Origin of the sequence: Chryseobacterium sp. AG363, assembly GCF_003610675.1 — a bacterium.
GTDB lineage: Bacteria > Bacteroidota > Bacteroidia > Flavobacteriales > Weeksellaceae > Chryseobacterium > Chryseobacterium cucumeris.
Map to the genome: position 1 here is coordinate 292,201 of NZ_RAQF01000005.1, position 25,764 is coordinate 317,964.

General features: G+C 36.7%; 24 protein-coding genes. 8 read left to right on the forward strand and 16 right to left on the reverse strand.

All coding sequences use genetic code 11. The features are described from left to right. Positions 1-157: 157 nt before the first annotated feature. Positions 158-1,540, reverse strand: a complete 1,383-nt coding sequence (locus DEU39_RS19750) for a DUF1800 family protein (RefSeq protein WP_120233104.1) — start codon at positions 1,538-1,540, stop codon at positions 158-160. Between the two features lie 374 nt (positions 1,541-1,914). Here DEU39_RS19750 and DEU39_RS19755 point away from each other — a divergent pair, with 374 nt between their 5' ends. The 7 genes from DEU39_RS19755 to DEU39_RS19785 all read left to right on the forward strand — a co-directional run bounded on the left by DEU39_RS19755 (position 1,915) and on the right by DEU39_RS19785 (position 8,779). Beyond that, complete coding sequence (locus tag DEU39_RS19755) at positions 1,915-2,478, forward strand: hypothetical protein (RefSeq protein ID WP_120233105.1); 564 nt, start codon at positions 1,915-1,917, stop codon at positions 2,476-2,478. 116 nt (positions 2,479-2,594) lie between these two features. Continuing rightward, positions 2,595-3,644 (forward strand): glucokinase, encoded by a 1,050-nt coding sequence (locus DEU39_RS19760; RefSeq protein WP_120233182.1) that lies wholly within the window; start codon positions 2,595-2,597, stop codon positions 3,642-3,644. 143 nt (positions 3,645-3,787) lie between these two features. After that, positions 3,788-4,354, forward strand: a complete 567-nt coding sequence (locus tag DEU39_RS19765) for a YceI family protein (protein WP_062671305.1) — start codon at positions 3,788-3,790, stop codon at positions 4,352-4,354. A gap of 78 nt (positions 4,355-4,432) precedes the next feature. Then, entirely contained in the window at positions 4,433-5,059 is a 627-nt protein-coding gene (locus DEU39_RS19770; RefSeq protein WP_062671303.1) for a YceI family protein, read from the forward strand. 108 nt (positions 5,060-5,167) lie between these two features. After that, on the forward strand, positions 5,168-5,833 hold the full coding sequence (locus tag DEU39_RS19775) for an alpha/beta hydrolase (protein ID WP_120233106.1): 666 nt from the start codon (positions 5,168-5,170) through the stop codon (positions 5,831-5,833). Positions 5,834-5,916: 83 nt separating this feature from the next. Beyond that, positions 5,917-7,260 carry an ammonium transporter gene (locus DEU39_RS19780; RefSeq protein ID WP_120233107.1) on the forward strand — a complete coding sequence of 448 codons (1,344 nt, stop codon included), beginning with the start codon at positions 5,917-5,919 and terminating at the stop codon, positions 7,258-7,260. Between the two features lie 100 nt (positions 7,261-7,360). Beyond that, positions 7,361-8,779, forward strand: a complete 1,419-nt coding sequence (locus DEU39_RS19785) for an L-serine ammonia-lyase (RefSeq protein ID WP_120233108.1) — start codon at positions 7,361-7,363, stop codon at positions 8,777-8,779. Between the two features lie 108 nt (positions 8,780-8,887). On the opposite strand, the gene DEU39_RS19790 is transcribed toward DEU39_RS19785, so the two are convergent. From DEU39_RS19790 to DEU39_RS19820, 7 genes are all read right to left on the reverse strand, one after another. Further along, positions 8,888-9,730 (reverse strand): prephenate dehydrogenase, encoded by an 843-nt coding sequence (locus DEU39_RS19790; RefSeq protein WP_062671297.1) that lies wholly within the window; start codon positions 9,728-9,730, stop codon positions 8,888-8,890. Between the two features lie 234 nt (positions 9,731-9,964). Next, positions 9,965-10,519: a hypothetical protein gene (locus tag DEU39_RS19795; protein ID WP_120233109.1), complete on the reverse strand. Its 555-nt coding sequence runs from the start codon at positions 10,517-10,519 to the stop codon at positions 9,965-9,967. A gap of 13 nt (positions 10,520-10,532) precedes the next feature. Further along, a complete protein-coding gene (locus DEU39_RS19800) occupies positions 10,533-11,771 on the reverse strand; it encodes an SH3 domain-containing protein (RefSeq protein ID WP_120233110.1) in 1,239 nt (412 codons plus the stop codon). A 52-nt stretch (positions 11,772-11,823) separates the two neighbouring features. Further along, complete coding sequence (locus DEU39_RS19805) at positions 11,824-13,062, reverse strand: hypothetical protein (RefSeq protein ID WP_120233111.1); 1,239 nt, start codon at positions 13,060-13,062, stop codon at positions 11,824-11,826. Positions 13,063-13,067: 5 nt separating this feature from the next. Next, positions 13,068-15,719: a hypothetical protein gene (locus tag DEU39_RS19810; protein WP_120233112.1), complete on the reverse strand. Its 2,652-nt coding sequence runs from the start codon at positions 15,717-15,719 to the stop codon at positions 13,068-13,070. Positions 15,720-15,722: 3 nt separating this feature from the next. Further along, complete coding sequence (locus DEU39_RS24520; RefSeq protein WP_183037450.1) at positions 15,723-16,574, reverse strand: PAAR-like protein; 852 nt, start codon at positions 16,572-16,574, stop codon at positions 15,723-15,725. Position 16,575: 1 nt separating this feature from the next. After that, positions 16,576-17,598, reverse strand: a complete 1,023-nt coding sequence (locus DEU39_RS19820; RefSeq protein ID WP_120233113.1) for a LysM peptidoglycan-binding domain-containing protein — start codon at positions 17,596-17,598, stop codon at positions 16,576-16,578. 432 nt (positions 17,599-18,030) lie between these two features. Between DEU39_RS19820 and DEU39_RS19825 the strand changes: the two genes are divergently transcribed. Next, entirely contained in the window at positions 18,031-18,705 is a 675-nt protein-coding gene (locus tag DEU39_RS19825; RefSeq protein WP_120233184.1) for a hypothetical protein, read from the forward strand. On the opposite strand, the gene DEU39_RS19830 is transcribed toward DEU39_RS19825, so the two are convergent. The 8 genes from DEU39_RS19830 to DEU39_RS19865 all read right to left on the reverse strand — a co-directional run bounded on the left by DEU39_RS19830 (position 18,686) and on the right by DEU39_RS19865 (position 25,756). Further along, on the reverse strand, positions 18,686-19,225 hold the full coding sequence (locus tag DEU39_RS19830; protein WP_120233114.1) for a hypothetical protein: 540 nt from the start codon (positions 19,223-19,225) through the stop codon (positions 18,686-18,688). The genes DEU39_RS19825 and DEU39_RS19830 overlap by 20 nt on opposite strands. 33 nt (positions 19,226-19,258) lie before the next feature. Then, positions 19,259-19,762 carry a hypothetical protein gene (locus tag DEU39_RS19835; protein WP_228436853.1) on the reverse strand — a complete coding sequence of 168 codons (504 nt, stop codon included), beginning with the start codon at positions 19,760-19,762 and terminating at the stop codon, positions 19,259-19,261. An 83-nt stretch (positions 19,763-19,845) separates the two neighbouring features. Continuing rightward, a complete protein-coding gene (locus tag DEU39_RS19840; protein WP_410493232.1) occupies positions 19,846-22,125 on the reverse strand; it encodes a cation:proton antiporter in 2,280 nt (759 codons plus the stop codon). Positions 22,126-22,221: 96 nt separating this feature from the next. Further along, positions 22,222-22,611, reverse strand: a complete 390-nt coding sequence (locus tag DEU39_RS19845; protein ID WP_110009323.1) for a hypothetical protein — start codon at positions 22,609-22,611, stop codon at positions 22,222-22,224. A gap of 109 nt (positions 22,612-22,720) precedes the next feature. Further along, positions 22,721-23,431 carry a LytR/AlgR family response regulator transcription factor gene (locus DEU39_RS19850; RefSeq protein WP_110009233.1) on the reverse strand — a complete coding sequence of 237 codons (711 nt, stop codon included), beginning with the start codon at positions 23,429-23,431 and terminating at the stop codon, positions 22,721-22,723. Further along, a complete protein-coding gene (locus DEU39_RS19855; RefSeq protein ID WP_120233115.1) occupies positions 23,406-24,179 on the reverse strand; it encodes a histidine kinase in 774 nt (257 codons plus the stop codon). Before DEU39_RS19855 ends, DEU39_RS19850 begins: the two co-directional genes overlap by 26 nt. A gap of 15 nt (positions 24,180-24,194) precedes the next feature. Next, positions 24,195-24,566 (reverse strand): DUF4258 domain-containing protein, encoded by a 372-nt coding sequence (locus DEU39_RS19860; protein ID WP_120233116.1) that lies wholly within the window; start codon positions 24,564-24,566, stop codon positions 24,195-24,197. Next, a complete protein-coding gene (locus DEU39_RS19865) occupies positions 24,566-25,756 on the reverse strand; it encodes an alanine dehydrogenase (protein WP_062671272.1) in 1,191 nt (396 codons plus the stop codon). Before DEU39_RS19865 ends, DEU39_RS19860 begins: the two co-directional genes overlap by 1 nt. Positions 25,757-25,764 lie beyond the last annotated feature (8 nt).

Here is a 25,764-nt window from a genome sequence, read left to right on the forward strand (position 1 = left end):
AGGAGTTAAGATGGCAGGTGGCAGATGACAGGTTGCAGGTTGTAAATTATAGGGCTGGACCACATTTTATTTTTATAGCAGTGAAAACTAAATCAGGGAGGAGCCAAGTTCTACTGCGACAGCTATTACCTGCTGCCTGCAACCTAAAACCTCCTACCTAACATAACTGATATTCCGGAGTAGACATCAGGTTGATGACAGTCATTTTTATACTCTTGTCTGAAAAATTACTTACAGAGTTCATATCGAGGCTTTGGGTATTCTGCAGAAGATAATCTTCACAGTTTTTATAGGCGAAAAGCTTTTCAATACGATCCCAGTCGATGGTGATATTCGGGTTTTTAAAGCTTTTATTTAATGCTGTTTCACGGGATTTCATTCCCATATCAATATCATCATCCTGCCGTGGGCTGTATTCCAAAGGGCGGAGTCCGGACCAGATCTGCGGAACCTGAAGTCTGAGCATTAAAGTAGAGCTGTCAATCCATGATTTTCCATTTGGCCATCCCGCTACATTGGGCGGATAAAGGAGCATTTGTCCCAATAATTTCTGATAAACGATGAGGTTTTCAGGGTTCTGAATATGCATTGGAAGGATTCGCATGATTCCTGCCATCAGTTCTACAGGCGATTTTATACGGTTACCTATATTCTTCTGATCATAAAACCATGTGCTTGAAAATATCTCAGTCATCAGCTTTTTGATGTCATATCCTGAATGGTAGAAGTTTGTACTGAGTGTATTGACGATATCCTGATCCACTTTTTCACTCACAAAAAACTTATAGATCTTTGTGGTAATAAACTGAGCCGTTGTCTTTTGTTCCAGAATCATATGGAGCACATCGCTCCCGTCAAAGTTGCCTGTTTTTCCTAAAAAAGTTTTGCTGCCTTCATCATGGAGATTTTTTCTTTCTTTAAAATTCCCTTCTTTATCATAACTCCATCCTGTAAAAGCTCTGGCACCTTCTCTTACATCTTTTTCAGTGTAATTTCCTCTCCCCATGGTAAACAGTTCCATCACTTCACGGGCAAAATTCTCATTAGGATGGTCTTTTTTATTCTGTTGATTATTCAGAAAATTCAACATGGCAGGCGACTGGCTTACTTCAAAAAGCAGATCTTTGAAATTGCCCAGTGCATTTTTTCTTATCGTATTTAAAAGCTGTTTGTTGAACCTTGGATTTTGTACTCTTGATGCAAAATGCCCATGCCAGAAAAACGCCATTTTTTCCCTCATCTGTTCCTTACTGTTAACGATGGAGTTTAGAAAATTCAGGTTCAGTTCGTTATTTTGTTCCCTGTTGATCCGCTGCATTTCTTTTTTCTTTTCTGCAGGAGCTGTACTGTTCATATAGTCTGCCACAGAAACAGGATCTGGAGTGTCATAAGTGATTTCGCTGAAGCTTTCTTCTTTAAATAATTCATTCATCAGCGTTTTAATGTTTTTATTTTTCAAACCATCAATTTGATTAATGCTAACACCAAAACCTGCCCGCCAAAGAAGATGCTTGTTTTTTAATAATGAATCAGCCATCATGGAGAATTTATTTTTTGATGTATTTTGAACAAAAAGGTTAAAATAACAACGGGTTAAGCATTGTTAATATTGTTGTATTAGACTGGAAGCTGGTAGTAGAAGGCAATAGGCAGGAAGCTTTAGATCGTAGAAATAGAGTTGATTTTATGAATTATATTTCTTCCAGTATCCGGCTTCCTTTCTTCCATCCTTTAATTCACTTTTTAACTATCATTTTTTGATAAATTTTGTTAAACAATTATTTAAATTTTGTTAAAATTAATATATTGATAGTCATTGTTTTATGTTTTTTTTGAATGTTAAAATACAATAAAAACCCTTGCTTGGCATGATTTTTACATCCTCTTGTTTAGTAAAATTTAAAAATTAGAGTTATGAAAATGTTTAAACAAGCAATAGTACTGGCTGGTATTTTAACAGCGGGTATCGCAAGCGCCCAAAGTGCTCAAATGAACAATATGATCAAGGTAGGTGCAAATGTTGGTTTAGCAGTTCCCGCAGATAATCTTTCCGCTGCAGTAGGAGTGGATGTAGCGTACCAGAATCTGATTACCCCAGGGTTTGGATTAGGTATTGCATCAGGATATACTCACTATTTTGGAAAAGAGAACAACGGATATAAAAACAATGATGTAGGAGTAGTTCCTGTAGCAGCTTTAATCAGAATTTATCCAAAACAAACCGGTTTCTATTTCGGAACTGACTTAGGATACGGATTCCTTGTGGGTGATAAAGCAGTGGCGTCAAACACCAATGTTGAAAGAGCTAACGGAGGGTTCTACCTTAAACCGGAGATCGGATACCACAACAGAGACTGGAATTTCTTCGTACAATACCAAAAGGTTTTTGTAGGAACCAAGGGAGATTTGCCAGGTCAGGACTATAATGTGGGGAATATCGGAGTAGGATTCGGTTACAATATTCCATTAGGAAAGTAGTTAGATTTAATATATAAACAATTATTAACCAAAACCTTTTCACGAAAGTGGAAAGGTTTTTTTGTTCTGTGCAGGATTTACAAAAACAATTATTATATTTGGTAAAATTTGAGGTTATGATTCTGAATCCAAAATTTCCACTTTATTTACCAGGAGTAGAGAACAGTAATAATGATAGTGTTTCTATCATTGGAGCAAGTCTCCGTGAAGATATAACAATCTTAGGCTATTTTGTTTCCGGGAACGGAGGTCTTGAGATAAAAGTAGAAAATAAATATGCAACCAAAGAATATTCTTCCTTTTCAGATATTTTAAAGAAGTTTATTCAGGATAATCAGCTTGAAAATGTAAAACGTCTGGGAATGGCTGTGCCGGGTCCTGTATTGGACGGGAAAAGCAGTCCGGCAAGATTAGGTTGGCATTTAGATATTGCCGAGTATACACGCGATTTCGGGTTTGAAAAAGTAGAAATGCTGAATGACCTGGAAGCTTCCGCCTATGGAATGGCTCTTCTTGAAGATAACCATCTTGAAGCCATTTATACCAGCGGACATCTTGAAAAAGGAAATGTGGCGGTTCTTGCTCCCGGAAACGGATTAGGAGAAGCCGGCTATTTCTTTGACGGAAAATACCTGAGACCTTTCGCAACAGAGGGAGGGCACTCAGAATTTTCACCAAGAACCAACGTAGAAGTTGAATTTTACCAGTTTTTAAATAATATCTATGGTATTGTAAGCTGGGAAAATGTATTATCCAAGTCAGGACTATTCAATATTTACAGATTCCTGAGAGATGTGAAAAGACACCCGGAACCTGAATGGTTAGGAGAACGTCTTGCGAAGGGGAATTTTGTGGAAGAGCTTTATAAAGCTGCTGTAGAGGAAAATGTTTTGATCTGCAAAATTGCTTTAGATACTTTCCTTGAGTTCCTGGCAAGAGAGGCCAATAACTTAACATTAAAATTAAAAGCTACCGGAGGATTACTGATTGCCGGAGATATTCCACAGATGATCGCAGAATATATTGATAAGGCGAAATTCTATGAGAAATTCAAGATCAGTGATAAAATGGAGGAAATGCTTAAAAATATTCCCATCTATCTGGTCAAGCAAAATCACACAGCATTAAATGGTATAGCACTTTACACCGCTTACTATCAGCTATAAAATAAAACTCCGAAGAAATTCGGAGTTTTTTTATGGAATGATATTATTCATGAAAATAATAAATTTTATTGATATACATCAATGAAATCTATTGAATAAGATACTTACATTTGCATCATTAAATAAGTAAATAACTCTATTCAATGAAAAAAATATTTTTATTAGCAGTTTTAGCTGGTGGTTTAGCTTTCGGACAGTCAAAAAAAGTAGTAGCATCTGATGTACACTGGTGGGGATACAAAGTAGCAAAATCTGAGGCCAGTTCTCACGACGGTACTGTAAAAGTGAAGTCAGGAGATATGGTAATGAAAGGAAACCAATTGGTAGGCGGAAGCTTCGTATTGGATATGACTTCTATTACTTCTACTGACCTTACAGGAGAATATCAGCAGAAATTAAACGGGCACCTTAAGAACGGGGACTTTTTTGAAGTTGAAAAATATCCTACAGCAAGCTTCAAAATTACAGGAGTAAAGAAAAACAATGATAAAGTTTACAACTCTCTTGTAACAGGAAACCTTACTGTAAAAGGAAAAACAAGCCCAATCTCTTTCCCTGCTAAGATTTCTTACAGCAAAGGAGTAGTAAGTTTAGTATCTAACAAATTCTCTTTCGACAGACAAAAATTTGACGTAGCTTACAAGTCTACGATGCAGGATGTTTTTGTGAAAGATGATATTGATATGCTTGTAAAGGTAACTGCTCAATAAATTAATCAAAAAAAGATTATTAAAAGTGTAGAAGTTCTACACTTTTTTTTATTTTTGTTGAATTGTAAATAAAAAAGAATGAAAAGATTACTATTGTTTGCTATGGTGTGCGCAAGCATGTCATTTGTTTCTGCCCAGAAGAAATTTGATAAAGTTTCAAAAGTGACTTCATCAGAGATCAGATGGTGGGGGTATAAGGTGGTAAAAACCGAAGAAACTTCCCATTCAGGAACAGTAAAGCTGAAAAGTGGAAAATTTAACTTTGACCATACGGTCCTGGTGGATGGAGAGTTTATTATCGATATGAGAAGTATGATGGCGGGAGATGTTTCTGATGAGGATCAGATCAAGCTTACCAACGATCTGAAGAGCTCAAACTTCTTTGAAGTGAAAAAATTCCCTATTGCGAAATTCCATTTGACTAAAATTATTCCTTTAGCAAACAGTGAATACAATTCTACAGTGTACGGTGACCTTACTCTTAAAGGGGTGAGAAAAACAATCTCTTTCCCTGCGAATGTATACGTTACCCAGTTCACAACATCTATTGAATCTGCTAAGTTCTCCCTGAATAGAAGAGACTTTAAAGTATTCTATCAGTCTTCATTGAAAGATTATTTCATTAAGAACGAAATGGATATTCAGTTTAAAGTTTCCACAGAAATGCTGGATAATGAGAATAGAGTACCGAAAAAGAAAAAGTAAAATATATTCTATTAATACAGAAGAGCAGTTCGTGAGAATTGCTCTTTTTTAATGCTGTTAAATCAGGAGGCTCATCCTTTATTTCCTTATTTTTTATAAATTAGTGGTATGAAAATTTATATCGTAAGCGGTCTGGGAGCAGACTTTAAAGTCCTTGAAAGAATAGAGTTTCCCAAACACTGTGAATTGATTTTTATAGACTGGCTTATTCCCGAAAAAAATGAGCCTTTCGATGCCTATGTCAAAAGAATGGCAGATAAAGTGGATGATTCAGAACCATTCTGCCTGTTGGGGTATTCTTTCGGAGGAATCATTGTTCAGGAGATTAATCAATTGAAACCTGCAGAAAAGGTGGTGATCCTTGGAAGTATAAAATCCGATAAGGAAAAATCCAGATTCATAAAGACAGGTGAGCTTACCAAAATCCCAAGAATACTTCCGGTAGGTTTATTCAATGACAAAGCGGCCAATGTATATGCTGTTGTCCGAAAGCTTTTTGACCCTAAAAATCCTAAACTTCTTCAATATTTTAAAGTAAGAGATCCTTATTACCTCAAATGGTCCGTAGAAAAAGTTTCCGAATGGAAATTTGAAGAGAATCCCAATGTCATTCAGATATTAGGTGATAAAGACATTGTTTTTCCCATCCGCTATTCAAATCCGAATTATGTGGTAAAAGGAGGAACACATCTTTTTCCGGCCACTAAATCCAAAGAAGTTTCCAAAATACTGTCAGAGATTTTTTCTGAAAAAATTGAAAGAGTTCCAGATTGAATATTTTTTTAGGGGTGTTTGATTTAAAAATGTAGTTTTTATGGAATTTATATTTAAATTTGATAGGGTTAAATATAAATTTTATGAAAGTAGGATTAAAATGGATCGTTTCATTCTCTGTTATCGCAATCGTTGCCATTGGTGGTTTATTCTGGAATCCGGCTGCCGATATTCCTGATACAAGGGAATTCTTAAGTGAAGATAAAATTGTCGGCGCTGATGTTGCCTGGATTCTGGCCGCGGCAGGACTTGTTTTGCTCATGACGCCAGGACTTTCCTTTTTTTACGGAGGAATGGTCGGAAGGAAAAATGTAATTTCTACCATGCTGCAGAGTTTTATTGCCTTAGGCGTTATCTCCATGGTGTGGGTAGTCGTAGGCTTTTCTTTATCTTTCGGTGAATCTATCGGGATTACAATAGCCGGAAAGCATTACGGTATCGTTGGAAATCCGCTCAGTTATCCCTTTTTTAGCGGGGTAGGAAATCTACCTCATAAACTGATGGCTCCCACGATTCCTTTCATTCTTTTTGCCTTGTTTCAGATGAAATTTGCCGTTATTACTCCGGCAATTATTACCGGATCTTTTGCAGAAAGGGTTCGTTTTATATCTTATTTATTGTTCATTGTTCTTTTCAGTATATTTATTTATACGCCGCTTTGTCATATGGTGTGGCATCCTGAGGGGCTTTTAAACAAATATTTCGGGGTAAAAGACTTTGCAGGAGGAACTGTTGTGCATATGAGTGCCGGTTTTGCTGCACTTGCCGGAGCTTTGGTGGTAGGAAACAGGAAGAATCCTCATCATGAGCCGTCCAATATTCCGTATGTGCTTCTGGGAACAGGAATGCTGTGGTTCGGATGGTTCGGATTTAATGCCGGATCTGCTTTGAGTGCTTCTGCATCTGCGGCTACCGCTTTTGGAACAACTACCATAGCATCTGCTTCGGCGATGATGACCTGGATCTTTTTTGACAGAATCAATGGGAGAAGTGTTTCTGCTTTGGGAGCGTGCATAGGAGCAGTGGTAGGTTTGGTGGCCATTACTCCCGGATGTGGTTTTGTAAGTATTCAGGAGAGCCTTTTTATAGGATTTATCACAGCAATCGTGTCCAATCTGATGGTGAACTGGAAGGTTTTAAAGAAAGTAGATGATACCCTCGATGTTTTTGCCTGCCATGGAGTAGGAGGGATTATGGGAATGATTCTTACCGCCATTTTTGCTCATGGTGAAAAAGCAAGTCTGCTTCATGGTGGAATTGATGTTTTTCTTCATCATATGGCAGCCCTTGTTTTGGTTTCTGTTTTTACTTTTTTAGGTTCATTAATTTTATATAAACTTACAGATTCCATGATCACATTAAGAGTTTCTGAAGAGTCTGAAAATAAAGGGCTTGATCTTTCGCAGCATGAAGAATGCCTGCAATAGCTTTTATATTGTTATGATATGTTGATATCATTAAAAATTTGAAGGTATATTTCAGGATTTATCATGTATCTTTGTTTCTGAGGAAAATGACGAATCATTTATGGAATCAATATCGGTTTTTGAAATTATTAAAGTAGGAATAGGCCCATCAAGTTCACACACGATGGGACCCTGGAACGCAGCAGCAGCATTTATCAGGATTATAAAAAGAGAAAGATCAATAGAAGAAGTTAAAGAGGTTTTTCTTGAATTCTTTGGCTCACTCGCAAAAACGGGAATCGGGCACGGAACTGATATTGCGGGAATGCTTGGGTTGAATGGAGAGGATTTTAAAACGATCAATACTTCAAAAATTGATGAAAAGATAGATTACATCAAGAGTACTCAAACCATTAACCTTGGTGGTGAAAAGGTAATTCCGTTCATCTACGGACATCATTTGATTTTAAACATGAAAAAGAGCCTTGATTTTCATCCGAACGGAATGATCTTCAGAGCTGTTTTCGAAGACGGAACTGAACTTGTGCAGGATTTTTATTCTGTAGGAGGCGGTTTCATTGCCAGCCAGGAAAAAAACTCTATTCAGAAGCAGTGTGTACGTACGCTGTATCCTTGTCATAAAGCTTCAGATATTGCAAAATACTGTGAAAAGCTGGGATTTGATAAAATGTCAGATTTGATTTTCATGAATGAAGAAAGCTGGAGAACCCAGGATGAAACTAGGCAGGAAGCACTTTATATCTGGCAGCAGATCAAAGAATGTATCTACAAAGGTGTCAATAAGGAGGGAGTTCTTCCTGGCGGATTGAACGTTTCCAGAAGAGCCGCAGGAATCAACAGAAAGCTACTCGGAGATAAAATCTATAAAAACAAAGACGAATGGTTCCAGCAGGTAGTAGACGCTGAAGAGAATTTTACGAATATCAACAAATGGATTGCCTGTTTTGCACTGGCAGTGAATGAAGAGAATGCAAGCTTCGGAAGAATTATTACCGCACCTACCAATGGGGCAAGTGGAGTTATTCCGGCGGTATTGATGTACTCTCAGGCATTTACACCATTTACGAGTGAGGAGGATATTATAAGATTCTTGCTTGTAGCGGGAGAAATCGGGACCTTATTCAAGAAAAATGCAACCATTTCTGCAGCAATGGGAGGATGTCAGGCGGAAATCGGAGTATCTTCTGCAATGGCAGCAGCCGGACTTACAGAAATCTTAGGAGGAAGTGTAGGACAGGTATTGATGGCGGCAGAAATTGCGATGGAACATCACCTTGGATTAACCTGCGATCCAATTAAGGGACTGGTACAGATTCCATGTATTGAAAGGAATACGATGGGCGCGATGAAAGCCATTACAGCAGCCAATATTGCACTGGAAAGTGATCCCAACAAAGCAAAAGTAACATTGGATGAAGTGATTCTGACCATGTGGGAAACCGCTCAGTCGATGAGTGACCGTTTTAAAGAAACTTCGGAAGGCGGACTGGCCATTGCAGTCAATGTTCCGGAATGTTAATAGAAATCATTTTATTTCAAAATATAAAACCCTTAGCCACTATGACTAAGGGTTTCTTAATAAAATAAAAGTAAAAACCGTCGGGCTTTTAGTATCGTATAAGGATTTTTATCTTAAAATTCCTCTGATTCTGTTGGCGTTGGAAATCAATTCTTCCAGATATTCATAGTTTTCTTTTTCAAGCGCAGATTTGAATTTTCTGAGCTGAGTGATATGTTCGTTCAGAACGTCCAATACATTTTCTTTGTTTTGCTTAAAGATAGGAACCCACATTTCCGGATGCGACTTGGCAAGACGAACGGTACTTGAAAAACCGGAACTGGCAAGCTGGAAAATCGTTTCTTCTTCACGTTCTTTTTCCAATACGGTATTGGCAAGGGCGTAAGATGTAATATGGGAGATATGGGAAATATAAGCGGTATGAACATCATGATCTTCTGCATTCATATAAATCATATGCATATCGAGAGCATTGACTACTTTTTCAACGGTAGCCAGAGCATCGTCTGCCGATTCTTCTTTGTTGCAGATGACACCAGCTTTTCCCGAGAAACTTTCAGCAATAGCGGATTTTGGACCGTTGTTTTCCGTTCCCCACATCGGGTGGAACGCTACAAATCTTGAACGTTTCGGATGGTTTTTTACCGCATGTACAATGCCTGCTTTGGTGGAACCTGCATCCATTACCGTCTGCTGGTCAGAAACAAGATCCAGAACAGAAGGCAATAGTTTTCGTGCAGCATCTACAGGAATAGCAAGAATAATCAGATCCGAATTTTTAATTCCATGTTCAAGATCTACTCCCGCATCAATGATTTTAAGTTGCAATGCGTCACTGATATGCTGTGTATTGTTATCGATTCCGTAGATGAAGCTGGCCAGGTTTTTCTCTCTTAATTTCAAAGCCATCGAACCTCCGATTAATCCCACTCCAATAATACTTATTTTCATCTTTTTTACATTTTTTAAAATAAAAAAACCTCGTCCCTAGGACGAGGTTCTAAATTATATTCATAAGAATCCCTATCCCAGAGCTGAGGTAAAAATTCTATAATAATATGTTCCGTTGTTAAAAATCACAGAGCAAAGGTATAAATATTTTTTTTAATGAGACGAAATTTTCTTTTCTAAATTATCTGGAGCTGGGATGAATTGTTTTTTTGAAGGTAGGAGTAGGCCAACTACTTATTTTTTATTAATTGAGTTTTGAAATTTTTTGACAAGGTCAGTTTCAAATGTTAAAATATCTTCTGGAATTTTCACAGTTTCTATTTCTCCTATTTGTTCCCATTTATTCTTTTCATATAAATAAAATGTTGTTTTTGCATTTTGTTTTGGTTCAAATTCTCCATCTTCCCTTCCTGTATAAGTGATGAATTTAACAGGTAAATACGAGGCAAGTACATAATAATCATTTTCTTTAATAAGATTTTTTATCGCTTTTGAATTTTGGGCATCATTTTCAAGGTTCGCGGATTTTGAAAAATAACCTCTCGAATTATTAGGATTCCAAAAATATTGAGTTTCATCTGTTTTTCCAATAAAGTCTACGCTGAAAACACCTATTTTTTTATCTGAATAGGTGTATGTTGGGTAAGGATTGGAGATGTCTGGAATGAAAAAACCATTTGTTTGGTATTTTACATTCAGAAAGTTTATATCATTATCTCTCTTTTTTTGACTTTTGCAGAAGCAAAGGAAAAATATAATAGCGAATAAAGTTGAAAAAGGTTTCATCATTTGATTAAGTTATTTATTCAAATTTTATCCTGCTTTTATGAACATATCCCTTTTTACCTTCTTTAGAAACCACTAACCACCAATCTCCGTTTTGGTCTAAAACTTCTACTTGTTCACCTGTGTTGATCTTTTGTAGGATTTGGGAAGAAGAGTTTTTCTCCTTTCTTAAGTTGGTAAAACCATCACTATCCTGAATGTAAAAGGCTGTTTTATTTTGACTTTTCTCTACTCTACATTTTTTTGCTCGTACATTTTCTTCAGGAATGGGTATTATTTTATCAGTCCATCCGGATTTCTGGATATCAATATTTTGGGGAACATCGCAAATATATTTTACTGCATCCTGTGAAATATCTGACATTGTTTTATAGATAATATTTTTAAGAAGCCAAGTGTTATTATTTAGAATAATATGATATTCTTTTTCATAATATCCGCGGTCAGGGAAAGATGTTTTTATAGTGAACCCTTTATTTCCGGATATTGGAAGGATATCATTGATAACATTACCTCCATCCTCAGAGAAGTTTCTTGTTTCCAGTGCTAATATATATTTACCTTGCTTATCCCCCAAAAAGATAAATAAATTTTCTCCTTGATAAGGTTTGTTACTTACAATTTTGTCAGAGATGCCATCCTTGTTGACATCAAAGGTTTTTATGAAATAATATTCATTATTGATGTAGGTTTCGAATGAGTTTCTTTTAGTTTCGCTTGAAGTATTCGTGGATAATATCTCTTTTGCTAAGTTTTGTTTTTCGGTTGTTAAATTGGCTAATAATGTATCATCTGGCTTTTGATGAGGAGAATCAAACAAAAATGTCAAAACTGATTTTGCATCATTCTTTGATAAAGAGTTGATGAGATCATATTTTTTATTTTTGTTAATGTATTCTATTGACTTTATTATAAAATAATTAACAGCATCGGCTTCCCATTTTCCTTTTTTTGAAATTTCTATTATTGAATTTTCATATTTTTTGTATTGAGGTTTTTGAATTAATGAAAACCAGTAATCAATATAAGAATTGGCATGCTGATAAAGAATTTCAGCTGAGTCTTTTTCATCGTTCCAGCCAAATGTATTTTTAAAGGATTGAAAATCCTTTGGAAAATTTTCTAAGAACTCCTTTTCATTTTTATTTGAAAATGACTGCTCAAGATTTGTAACATTAATGTTTTTATTTCCCTCTTGTGAAGGGCTTTTACATGATATTAATATAGCTAGTATTAATAAGAGTAATTTATTCATATGCCTGAGATTAATTACTTAAAATTTAATATCTGTAAATAAAGAAGAATTGCTAACCTCCTTGGGGAGAAAGTGAGGCTTCATCTTCTAACTGTCCATTTTCAACAACATTCTTTAAAGGAGTTAATCCATAATAATTATTTTGTTCAATAATCTTTAATATTTCTGGATGTGCACCTGTTATATTGTAGAACGAAGTTCCTGCCTTTTGCCAAGCACGACTACTGTTTAAAGGTTTATATTTATAAAATGCAGGACTTTCTATATTTGCTACATAAGCTATTATTTTTGCTTTTTCTTCAACACTGAATTTTTTAGACGGTGCTTCAGTAAAAATACCATCTTTGTCATCTTTGAATAAATAATTTAGGTAATTGCTCAATGCATATATCAATCTGTCATCGTTCTCATTGGTGTTGTTAAAAACATAGCTTAATAAACCCTCCTGAATCTTTAATTTTCCTTGGCAATCTTTAGTGAAAAATATTTCACCTAGTTTTACTGCCTGCCAAAGTTGTCCTGATTCTGTATATGATTTGTATAAATCCTCTATAACCTGTTTATTTATTTTTTCTTCTTTATCATATCCAAAAGTAGTAACCAATTGTTTTAAGAAGTTTTTATCATGTGCTAGTAACCAGGCTAAATCAGACTTACTATCATTAAATAGATATTTATTGCGAGCTGCTATTTTATTAATATTTTCGAAACGTTTTTGTGTTAAATTTTTATCTTCATTCCATTTTGTAATGCTTACCTCATTTTGGATTTTTTTAACATTGTCTTCAAAATTTTTAGATTCAGGAAATACTTTTGAATAATCTGTAATTTCAGGAATAGCAAATAATTCAGTGATAAATTTATTATTTTTAACTATATAATAAGATTTAGGAGTCATTTCATCATCTGAGTTTCTATTATAGATAATTGACTTGTTACAAAGATTATTGCCATCTAAATAAACATATTTAGTAGCCATATCATAATCAATCTTTCGGTTGAAAATATCAAATACTTTTTTAATAAACTCTTCTGTAGATGGAGACTTATAGCCTTTTTTGGATAATTCAGATTCTAATATAGGTATAGAGCAATCGAGATCAGTTTCGTTATAATTATAATTAGGATAGTCTGTCTCACTTTTTTCTGCTGAGAAACCCGCCTGAAGTTGAGATTGGAGGCATTGAGGTGTTTCCATAGTTATATTTTTTGAATTATCAATTATTGTCTGTTCTTTCTTTTGACAAGAAAATAATTGGAATATTATTAATGTTATTATTACTTTTTTCATAATCGTTAGCTTCTAGTTGATGAAGATGAGTCTATATCTGCTTCAGATGTCATTATTTTTAGTTTGTACTCTTCTGCTTCAGGGGAATAATCCGGGGGAATAACGAACCAATCTATGTCATTTTTTGAATATTTTGAAATTTTAACTGTTCTAGCACCTTTTGTTCCACCTTGATTTCCACCAACACAATAATAGTGATTTCCATCTTTACTTATGCCAATTACAAAAGTAATATGGCCTGATCCTCCTACGGCACCTCCTTTCCCATTAGGACTTGCTGCTTCATTACTGTCCCAGTCAATAACTGCTGCAGAACCATAAATTGGCTTATCTTGTTTCCAAAACTGCCACATTGCAGCTCTGCAAGATAAAGGTGGAGGAGTGTAGCCTGCTTGTACCATACACCAGCTTGTAAATGCACCACACCAATTTGTAGATTCATTAAGCCCCTTTCCATTAGTTGAGGCGTTAAAGTATTCATTAATTCTAGGGTTGTTTTTGTCTCCTAAGATTGCTTTTTGTCCAATTTCTCCTAAAGCATAAGGCATCCATGGGGCTTTTCCTTTTTTCGCTGGTACCGTTTTACTTTGTTTTTTACCATATGTACAATTATTTACTTTGAAAACTTTAGAAGTTATTTCATCAAAAGCTTTCTGTTTAGGTACATGATTAATAGATTCTCCTTTTTTGTTGAATACATCATTTCCGACAAGAGCACTTATTAAATCTTCATTTGTACATCCATTTGCAATGGTAGGCATTCCACCTCTGTGCAAATATCCCATTGATGTAAGAACAGCGAGTTCCAAACTTGTACCTACTTTTTCAAATTCTTTTAAAATATCTATTTTTAAATACTTAAGAGAATAAGTATTAATATTAGTATAGTTTACCCTTCCGGTTAATTGAACCATACCACGACCTCTATAATTCCACCCATCATCTCCTCCAGTATTGCCTAATTCTTTCCTATTGCTATATGCAGTATTAGCAATCATTTTTTGATCTGCAGTTTGGAATTTTAATGATGGTTTATTATATTTTGTCTTTAATAATTCAATATTTTTTCCATCAATTCTACCATATTTAAAAGCTAAGTCATTAGGAATAATATGTCCATTTTTATCTTTTGCCTGAAAAGCTTTAAAAGGAACAGCAGGTAACGCTTCTACAGCATAATTAAAACCTTCTCCTGTTTTTAAAGATAGCGCATCTCCTGATTCTATTTTTGCCTGTGCGAAAAAATGAGCCTTGTTCCAACATGTATTCATTCCCAAATCCTTCATATATTTGGTATACGTGTCTGCAACAATTTTCCTGTTGGCTTCCGAGGCATTAGGGAAGATGGTTTTTAAGTCATCTGCTGTCACGGGTTTATCACAATTCGGACATTTTCCATTTTCTGGTTTTGGGTTTTGTGTATTCTGCACCCCCGCCGCACTCTTCACCTTCTCCACCTGCATCAGGCCTTCCGAATTTACCCCAAATTTCTGAGATTCTGCAGAAAGATCTTTGGAGATAATTTCGATGAAAAAATTTTGTGTATCGGAATCCGGATCGCCAATAGGGGAGTCTATTCCTTTTTCAAAAATATCTTTGGAAATGACAAATCCTGAAGTATCACATACATCGGCAGGAATTTTAATATTTCCGCTTCTGTAAACTTCATCATTGGAAGTGGTATCATATTCCCAGACTACATATTGGATGTGTTTTCCCACCATATTTTTGGAGTGGATTCTTACCCTTACTTTATCTCCTACAGCAACTTTGGAAAGTTCATTTCCTTTATCATCTATGAAAACCGCTTCTATAATATTGCCTTTAGGATCCGGCTGTTTGGGACCACCTCCTTGTCCGGCCGGGAATTTTGGCGTGTGTTTCTCAGGTTGCGGCTTGGGTTTTGGCTGGTTTTGAGGCTGGCCTTTATAATCCGGATTGGCTACAGCTACATTCACCTGGCTGGCTCCCTGAATTTGCCCTGAATAAGTGGCTGTAACATAATATTCATGATTCGCGCCTTCATTCCTGTCACCTTTCATCAGAAACTGATTGGCCATCTGACGAAGGATTTTTTCATCAGACATCAGAGGTATTGACACTTCTGCAATCCCTTTTTCATTGACGCGAGCCTTATAGCTGCGGGTGTGACGGTTGTTTTTGTTAATACTGGCATCGTGCCCTTTTCCCGGAGCGTCATCTTCCCAAAGATGAAACTCAATTTCTTTATTAAACATTGCAATACAATGAGCCTGCGCAATAAGAGTATCACGGTAGCTGGCTCTATTGACGTCTTTTGCTCCTCTGTTGAAGAGTACTACTTTATCAATCTTCGGAACTTTGTTGCTTGTTGGTATTAATACACAGCTGCCAGCCAGTTCTCTGGTAGAGGGAAGACCAGGTAAAATACCTTTTTTAGTTTCATAGACTTTCATTTGAAACTCTATTCCCAGTGCTATTTCCCCAAAATTGTACGTTACCTTTTCACCAGTCTTGGGCTTTCCGGTGATGTCTTTCCAGCTTCCGTTCTTTTGTTTCTTAAAAAGATACCATTCATAATCACCTTTAAGACCAAATGAAAGGCCTGAAGGTTTTATCTCGTAGGTATAGGTTGTTCCTACCAGAGGATTCTGATTCCCGATAATAGTTCCTGTCATGGCTTAGCTATAATAAAGTTGGTCTGTATCTCTTGTATCTTCCTTGAATTCATCAAAATCCACAACGGGATTATAAACCTGCTGTTCCTGCGTAGTTGCTTTGGCAACCTGGCTTTTACCGACTTCGCTTTGCTGTCCGTGTTTAAGGATGGTAATTTTCCCTCCCGTACTGCACATGAGTTCTGAGATTTCCGTAAGACAGCTTTTTCCCATCACTTTTACTTTTTCATACGTCTTTTGCCACTTTCCGGCTGGAGCATAAGCACACGGAAGATATCCTCCCGAACTTGGCTTGAGCTTGCATTGTCCAAACGGCTGTGCCGCAGGATCGAGCTGAAGATCATCCTCTGTTACGGCCAGATAATCAGCGTTTCCTTCTTCATCATTCCAGTAGTGTTTCTGATGGCTGGTCACTTTAAATTTTGGAAATTTAAATCCCTGATTACATTGCACGGTTCCTTTCTGCACAATGAAATATTTTCCTTCATGAGGACTGGAACCACTGTCTTCTTTTTGATCTTCCTTTGCTTCTTTATCAGTTTGTTGTTCCGTTTTTCCCGATGACTGCTCTTCATTTTGTGGAGTTTCTTCCGTTGAATCTCCTTCATCAGAACCTACATTTTCTGTAGATTCCTCCTGAGAAGATGCAGCCATATTTTGAGGTTCTATTTTTTCAGCCATGAGTTGTGGATCTTCCGGAATCAAGATCGTTTTTCCCGGAACAGGTTCCTGCATGACATCTTCCGGCGGACAGTGGAGATTATGGTAAGTTTTTAAAATACCTTCATTTTTCAGCTTAAACTGCCGGGCCAGAGAACTGAAAGTATCGCCTTTTTGTGTGACATAATTTTTCATATTATCCTTGTGTTATATTGATGTGATGTTGGTGTATCAATACCTCTTCATGGCTGAGTAGAACCGAGGCTTTAGCCTGAAGAAGATTCTTATTTTTAGTGTGAGTGGTGTATTCTAATACAATATTTCCTGAAGCCGGTCTTGCAGCCGGTTTTTTGAGTCTGATCCCGCGCATGATCTCCTGTGAGGTACATAATTCAGTGATTTTTCCGCTTAAAATAGTCAAAACAGAGTCCTCTTCTTTATTTTTATGTTCAGGTTTAATTTCACAGGCTACCGGAAATGAATTCTGTACAAAATAAAAAGATTCTGTCCACTTTATTTTTCTCCTGAACCAGTCTGTTTTGGGGAAAAGAGTCTGAAACAGCAGTGTACTCTGAAATTGTTGTAATAAAAACACTTCATTGCTGATGTTCCTTTCAAAAGAATCCATATAATTTCGAGCGACTTCACCTACATAAAACTCTTCAAGATCTTTACGCTGTCTGGTAAAAGTGTCCGTGATTTTTTTATGATCTGCCAATCCTTTTATCCTGCCTTGTTCATTAAGAATAAATTCAAGCGGCATAATACTTTTCATGCAGGCTATCGAAAGGCCGCTTACCTTATCATCAGGTTCATTTCCTCCTGATTTAAAGTCTCTCTGATTGTAGCTAAGGATATACAAACCTGTGTTTTGGTCTTTTCGGAGATTTACATCAATGGTATAATCGATGTTAACTGAAGATTCAAAAGTCGTTTCAAAAGTCTCATTAATACTATAAGTCTGGGCCCAAAAGGAATCGGAGAACTGGCCGGGAAGAATGTTATTCCTTTCATTTTCCTTCTGTGATTCTGTTTTAAAATGAGTAGGGACAAAAATATTTTTAACGTCATTAAGGTTTTCAAACCAGACTTTATCCATTTTCGGGCAATGGGAATTATGAAACAGCTTAAGCTCCTCACCGGTCATACCCAGCCGGGAAGCGATGGAGGTGAGCGTGTCTCCGTTTCGTACCTGATATTGTAAGAAATCAATTTCCATCCAATGTGAATTATCAGATAAAGCTATTAAAAAACACTGTTGGAAATAAATTTTTTGGGTTAAATTTTAAAAATTGTAGTAGAATTACGACATGAAACTGATGGTGTGAAGAAACCACCCCGAAAACGACCCCGTCAAAAATTCTTTGAATTTTCGCCACCTCTCCGGAGGATGGGAATTGTACGTCTTCAATTGTGGTGCTGGTCAGGATTGGAGTTTTTGTTGATGCTTTTCTTGTTGGTTTAAAGTGGCTGGATTTCTACGGAATGGCAAACTGATGGTAAGACAAGTATTCCAATTGTATCATTCTGTAGGAATCTTAGCTGGTATAAGGATTTTCAAAGCTAAAACAGTTATTTGTAACTTTTGTGGTTTCATTATATGCAGTACAACCAAAAGTTATTATTAATTTTAAAGCTACAAAAAGAAAATATGAAGAATAGATTCTTGCATGGAGTTTTCATAATATTGATCAGTTTGAGTTTTGCATGTGCTCAGAAGTCCGGAGATCAGTCGCCTGTTTTTTTCACTATCCAAGCACAGGATACTGTAAAGAAGGGAGAAGAATACAATGAGAAAGATACAACAGGAAACAAGAGTTTAAAAAATAGGATAAAACCTATTCAGGCAAATTTTAAAAGAATCAATTCCGTGACAAAATGGACTGCTGTCAAAAAGAAAGATATTGAAGGAGAATCTGCAGAAGGCGGGGAGGCCACATTTTATTACACAGATGAAGGTCTGCAAAAGGTAATTGCGAAACATTATGGAGAAATCGGGCAGAAGCTGACAGAATATTATCTTCTTAACGGACAGCTTTCTTTTGTTTTCGAGAAAGAGTATAGGTATAACCGACCGCTTTTCTATGATGCTAAAGCAATGAAAGAGAATAAGGATACGGAAGCTTTTGATTTCAATAAGTCCGAGGTTATCACAACAAGGAATTATTTTGAAAACGGAAATATCATTATGATCACCAATACTACAGGACGCGGATTTAGTATCGGTGCGGATTATCCCGCTGAGCAGGAGGAAAAAATCAAAGAGGATTTTAAAAGGCTTCTGAAGCTTGTAAACTATAGCAGCGTTATGATTTATCAGCCTTGATGATATTGAGTCTTTCCTCAACTTCATTGATTCTTTTAAGCCAATAGTTAATACCTTCCTGATTGGTCACTGTTTCTTTGAAAGCATTACGGTTGACGGCCCATAGGTGTGAGCTGTTTTTCTGATAGTCCAGTTCGCGTTCTTTTTTATTTTCAGGCTCTATGCGGTATCTCCAGAATACCAGAGATTTCATGTATTCTGAACGAACTTTTTCCAGATGATCAATAATGGCCTTCCGATCCTGGGGAATATATCCGGGACCAGAGCATCCACATGAATGAAAAGTGATTCCAACCGTATACAAATCCCGGATATGAGCCCATTGCTTATCATCATTTTTGGGCGGGGATTTAAAGTCAAGTCCCATATTGGCCATCAGATTCCCACATTCCGGACACTTGGCTTCCACAGAGGTCTGAGCATCCCGGTGCACATCTTTCAGGTGGCGGCGTTTGAATGTTTTCTGGCAGTTGAAACAGGCATAATGACCTTTGTAAACCATCATGGCATATCGGCACATAGTGTTCTCTTATTCTTTGGTTATAAGTTATTTTTATTTGTTTTCCTCCTCATTAAAATTGATTCCCATAAAGCTGGCGGCGCTTCTCGGGTCGTAAACCGACCACACATCTCCCCAGGGAAATCTGAAGGTACAGCCGGGATAAGGTTTTTTCTTTTTTTGGGTGGGTGATATTCCAAGGACTTTGGTCAGGAAAGTAGTATTCCGGCGGAAAACCTTCATTTCTTTTTCCTCTGTCCATTCATTCCAGTCTTTGGCATCACTGTTTTCCCATGTATTCATATGGATGATGTCCAGCTGATCTTTAAAAAAGCACAGACTGAAAGATACCTGATATCCCTTTATTTCTACAGGCTTAAAATAATACCAAAAATATCCGGTTTTTACATCCCACAGATCATGATACTTTTCTTTATAAAAATCAGACTGTTTCAGCTGATCAAGACTCATTCCTTTATAAAGTCTGGTAGCAAAGGTTTCCAGCTCTATAACTCCATTTTCACTGTTAATCAGCATGTCCCAAAAAATTAAAGCCATAAATATACCCGTTTTTTCTTTACAGACAACGAATAATATTTACAGCTTCAATAGAAATAGAAATATCGGTGTGTGTTATTGTGTTATGGATTTGATATTATTAATGTTGATGGGATGTCAGACAGCCATAGACTTTTTGTATCGATCAGGTTTTTCCAGCTTTTACTGCTGATGAGCATCAGATCCTGAGAACCCAGAAAATCTTTTTCAATCTTTTTCTCATTGTACAGAGTAATGTGGTTTGGAGCTACCTGTTCAATGCTTCTGATCAGTTCTTTTACTTCAATATTATTTCGGATCTGTCCTGCCGCATCCAGAATGATAATCTGAGAATTATTGTTATTGATCAGCCTTTTAGCATATTCAAGAAGGTAAAAATCACTCAGATTAAAGATCGGAACAAATACTTTATCTGCCGCTTTAAAGTCCTTTTCCACCAAAATTCCTACAGGAATATTGGTTTTGTCGAGAATCTGAAGGGTAAAATCGTCAAAAGGAGAATTGTTGAATATATTTCCTTTGCCTTTTACCGTGTTCAATAGTTTTTCAGGATTAATAATCTTGGTGGTAAAGCCTAATAACCTTCCTAATAAACTTCCCTCATACATAGATTTCCCAAGCATGATCAGGAGAAGATCATAATGTCCTTTGTTGGTAATGCTGGTAAGATCACTTTCGATATCAGTAGATGCTTTGAAGAGGGTAGTAACTTCCAGATTCAGATCTTGAGAGGTTTCAATGACATTCTGAAACTGTGACTCTTCATACTCATTGATGTCATAGGCATGCATTTCATCTACCGGAGCAATATTCATCGCAGTGATGCTTTTATTGCCGTTCATTTTATGGGTGAAATTGTGTGCTAGCTTCAACAAAGTACTTCCGGATTCCGGCTTATCAAATGAGAGAAGAACGCGGTATTTGGAATCATTATCCTGAATGGATTCGTCCTGATTTTTTTTAGATTTAAAAATAAAATTAATAAAATCCAGTGCAGGCCCAGTCATGAAAGTGGTGAATAGAGCCATGATCACAAGCATTGCAAAAATTTCAGGGCTTAAAACGCCAAGGTCATATCCAATGTTGAGTACAATAAGTTCCATAAGGCCTCGTGTGTTCATCAGAGCTCCTATCGTCAGACTTTCTTTCCAGTTAATACCTACAAATCGTGCCGTCAACGCACTTCCTGCAAACTTTCCGAGAACCGCGGTCAGAATAATAAATCCGGCGGTCATCCACAGATGACTGTCGTTAAGAAGGCCGATTTGGGTACGGAGTCCTGTGAATACAAAGAATAATGGGAGCAGAAGTACTAATGCCACATCCTCTACCTTATCAATAAAAAGGGTACGGAACTTTGTATTTTCAGGCATAATAGCTCCGGCCATAAAAGCTCCAAATAAAGCGTGAATACCGATTACTTCAGTAGCATATGCAGATAAGATCAATGTCAGAAAGAAAATAGCCACCATGGGTTTGCTGATCGTATTTTTTCCGGCCTGAAGGTCTCCGACTCTTTTCAGGAAGGGTCTTACAATTTTAATCATTAAAAATACATAAGCAACAGCCATGATAATCACATAGATAGAGCTTGCAAAAGAACCTGCTTTTACAATAGCAATTACGGCAGCAAGAATACACCATGCGGTAATATCATCGGCAGCAGCACAGGTAATAACAATCGTTCCCAGTTTGGTTTTCTGGAGGTTTCTTTCCTGTACGATTCTCGCCAGTACCGGAAATGCGGTAATACTCATAGAAATGGCTATGAATAAAGCAAAAGAGGTAAACTGGATACCATCCGGAGCAAATTCCTGATACACAAAATAAGAAAGGCCTATTCCCAGAGCAAAAGGAATAATAATACTTGCATGGCTGATGACAACCGCATCATGAGCTTTTTTCCTTAATACACTCAGATCCAGCTCCATTCCAACAATATACATGAACAGGATAAGACCTATCTGGCTCAGAAACTGAAGGTTGCCTAATGATTCTTTTGGGAAAAGAAAGGCGGAAAACTCAGGGAAGTACATTCCCACAAGTGAAGGACCGAGTACAATCCCTGCAATCATTTCTCCGATAACCGTAGGCTGTTTTATTTTCATACAAATCCATCCGAAAAGCCTTGCTGTCATAATAATAGTGACAATTTGCGCCAATAATAGCGCAAGCGGATGGTGAAGATTGGTTTTGAATGATTCCAGGAAATTATCCCAGGTAGAGCCGCTGTTGGTATTGGCAACGATATTTTCTTTTACTTCCAGCGTCTGCCCTTCAATGATGAAATAATACATCAGAGCGGAAAAGACTGCGATGGTGGTAATGTAGAAAATTAAATTTTTGTATTTCCCCAAATTCATGATTCCAATATTTTATGCAAAGTTGAAAAGAATATAGTTATGTTAAATACTCTTTTTTTTTAAATGTAATGAATGTTCTAAAAAATGTAATAAAATCTATTTGAACGAATAACCCATTCCAAATCCTATTTTCCAGTTCCCATTCAGATCTGCTGTCTTAGCGTTATAGTAGGCAGGAATCTGGAAGGCTATTTTTTTATAGACCACAGTAAGACCTGCTCCCAGCGTAGGCATAATAGGACTGTTTTTGGTTCCGGAAGAATGGTCTTCTTTAATTCTCAGAGAAGGAAGCATTCCAACAATGAATTTTACGCTTTTATGGGTAAGACTTACATTTGGACCTGTAAAGTTGAGATAAGCACCATGATCTACATATCCGCCTATTGCTATTCCGTCAAAAAAAGAGATCTTCAGTTTTGAAGAGGCTTCCTGGGAAAAACACAAGCCGGATAGGAGAAGTCCTGCAGCATAGAAAAAGTTTTTCATTATAAAATCAATTAATTCCATACAAAATTAAAGGGATTCAATACTGAAAAAGGGGAGTTGTAATAAAGGACTTATATTCTGTAATGAAACCGGAAAGATTTGAAAAGATCTATTTTCCGAAGAGCTCCATCAATGAATTTTTATAAGCATCTCCGATCTGAAGTTTCAGAAAAGAGTGATCTTCCGCATGAATGGAGGTAATAATTTCGTTGGTTGAAAATACCTTAATGGAAGACAATGCGATAATTTCTTTTTTGTTGACCTGAGCAAAATCTTTTGATGGCAGCATTTCCAGAAGGTTTTTGAAATTCAGGTTTTTTAAGACGATGGTAGTGCCGTCACTGAGGATGATATCTTTGTCTCTGCTGTCTATTTCAGAGGTTTTGATGTAGGAAATCTGTTCTGTGAATATAACGGTTTTTCCAATATTGGTATTCCACTCGATAAAAGTTTTTTTAGGAGCATTTTCTACCAGTTCTTTAGCTTTTTCGAAAGCTTGAATCAGTCTTTCTTTTTTGATGGGTTTTCTTACATAATCCACCACATTTAAATCGAAAGCTTCAGCAGCATATTCTTTGTAAGCTGTTGTAAAGATGATTTTTTTAGAACCTGAAATAATCTCAGCCACCTGAAGACCTGTCATTCCGGGCATTTCAATATCCAGAATGCACAGATTACAGTCGAGGCTGTCTATTTCATTCAGAAAAATTTTAGGATCATTGAATGCTTTTACCACCTCTACATTCTCAATCTGCTCGCATAGAAGTTTTAAATAACTGATGGCCAGTAATTCATCATCCAGAATAACGCATTTTATCATAGAATTCTCCTAAATTGATTTTTAATTCCGCCGTAAATATTCCGTTTTTTGAGCTTCTTTCCAGCTGATAATAGGTACTGTAGATCATTTTAAGCCTTTGATCAAAAGACTGGCTTCCAAAGCCGCTTTTTTCTTTTTCCAGAATATTTTTAAGAGACGCTTTATTACTGACTTTCATAGTGAAAATGCCGTCTTCAAGCTCCATATAAATAGAAATAAAAGAGTCCTGAGCCAGAAAATCCGTATGTTTGAAGGCATTTTCAATAAGATCCACAGAGATCAGCGGAGCAAATACCTTTTCTTCATACAAAGCATCAGATTTATTGATTCTGGATTTAATTCTGAAGTCAAAAAGTGGATTGATCTTGATTTTATTAATCTCAATAAGGCTTAAAGCAAAATTAAGCTCTTCTTTCGGGCTTACATACTTATTGTTGCTTTCGTATAAAATATAATCCAGCACATTGGCCAGCTTATCCAGCGACATATACGTCTGATAGGCATGAGACTGCACGGAATTCAGAATATTTTTAAACAAATGCGGATTCAGCTTTGTGCCGATATGTTCCAGACGGACTTCATTCAGGCGCTGCTCAATAAGTTTATTGGTTTCTGATAATTTGGTATTCCTCTGTTTCAGCTTCTGATTCTGGCTGAAGAGATAAATACTGATAGTCAGAAACAGGAAAATGGCAAAAACTCCGATGAATATCAGATAATCATGAATCATGTAGTAATTGCCGTCCATAGCTTGTACTTGAAACTATTTCAGTTTTTTAAGATTGTTTACCGTCACCGTTTCTTCACATTTTTCATACGTGATCTCATAAGACGGATTTTTTTCAGGATAGGTTAAAAGATAGTCCGGACATGGTTTCTTTTGTGCATGGCTGCGGTCAAAATCTACCTTTCCGTTGGTAATGATGCTGTCTTTTATAAATTTCTCATCAATCTTGTAGGTTGCCATTGCATTTTTAGCTTCTTCAGAATATTTGAATTCTTTGGAAAGACTTTCAGCAATCACACGGCTGTTCGGTAAATATCCGCTGCAGCTTGCTCCTTTTTTGTTTAAAATAAAAAATACGATCAAAAGCCCCGGAACGAAGCCTATTGCATAAAATTTCAGTTTCTTCATTAGAAAATTAAAAGATTGATATCGTGGTACGTAAGTCCGAAACGATCGCAGATGATCTTCTTGGTATGTCTTCCTTTGTACATATATAAGCTCTGCTTCATTTCGTTTTTGCGGATCAGCATGTTTTCAAAGCCGCCCTCTTCGTCATAATTTAAAATATAGGAAAGGAAGAAATTCGAGATGGCCTTAGTGGTAGTTCTCGGCATTCTTGAGGTAAGATTCGGAAGTCCGCAGTGGATGACACCGTGTTTGATGACATAAGGATCCTCCATGGTAGTAAGCTCTGAAGTTTCGATCACTTTACCGTTATCTATGGTAATATCGATGATGACACTGCCTTTTTTCATTTTCATCACCATATCTTCAGTAACGATAGGGGTCATGTTCAATCTTGGAAGAGCTCCGATCACTACATCAGCACGTCTTAGACTTTTGCTGAGTTCTTTAGGATCAATAATAGAAGTCGGTACACGGCTGTCAACAATCGTGTGAAGCCTTCTAAGCTTGGATAAAGAATTATCGAAAACTTTTACACTTGCTCCTAAACCAATGGCTGCCTTTGTAGCAAACTCACCTACAATTCCGGCTCCAAGGATAACAACTTCTGCAGGTCTTACTCCTGTAATTCCTCCCAGCATTAACCCGTTTGATAAGGCTAATAATTCGGAGGCATATAAGATTGAAACGGTTCCTGCAATTTCCCCAACCAGTCTTACCAAGGCCAGCTGCTTGTATTCATCAACGATAAATTCAAAAGCGATGGCGTTTATTTTTTTCTCTGCAAGCTTTAAGAAATACTCCTTGTCTCTAAGATTGATCTGAAGAGCTGAAACCAGATACGTATTAGGCTTCATGTACTCAATTTCATCTTCTGTAGGAGGGTTCACCTTCAGGATAAGATCCTGCCCGAAAGCTTCTTTTGGATCATTGGTGATCTTCGCTCCAGATTCGGAATATTGTAAATCTGTAAAAAATGAACCTTGTCCGGCCCCTGATTCAATAATGATCTCATGGCCGTGCTCTACCAACACCTGTACGGCGTCAGGAGTAATGCAGGTTCTCCTTTCGTTGAGACAGGTTTCTTTAGGAATTCCAATACTGAACTGTTTCCCTTTCTTTATAACCTCCAATTTTTCCTCTTTCGGCATTAATTCTTCTTCTGTGAAAGGAGTAAAAATATTTGTACTCATCCTTAAAT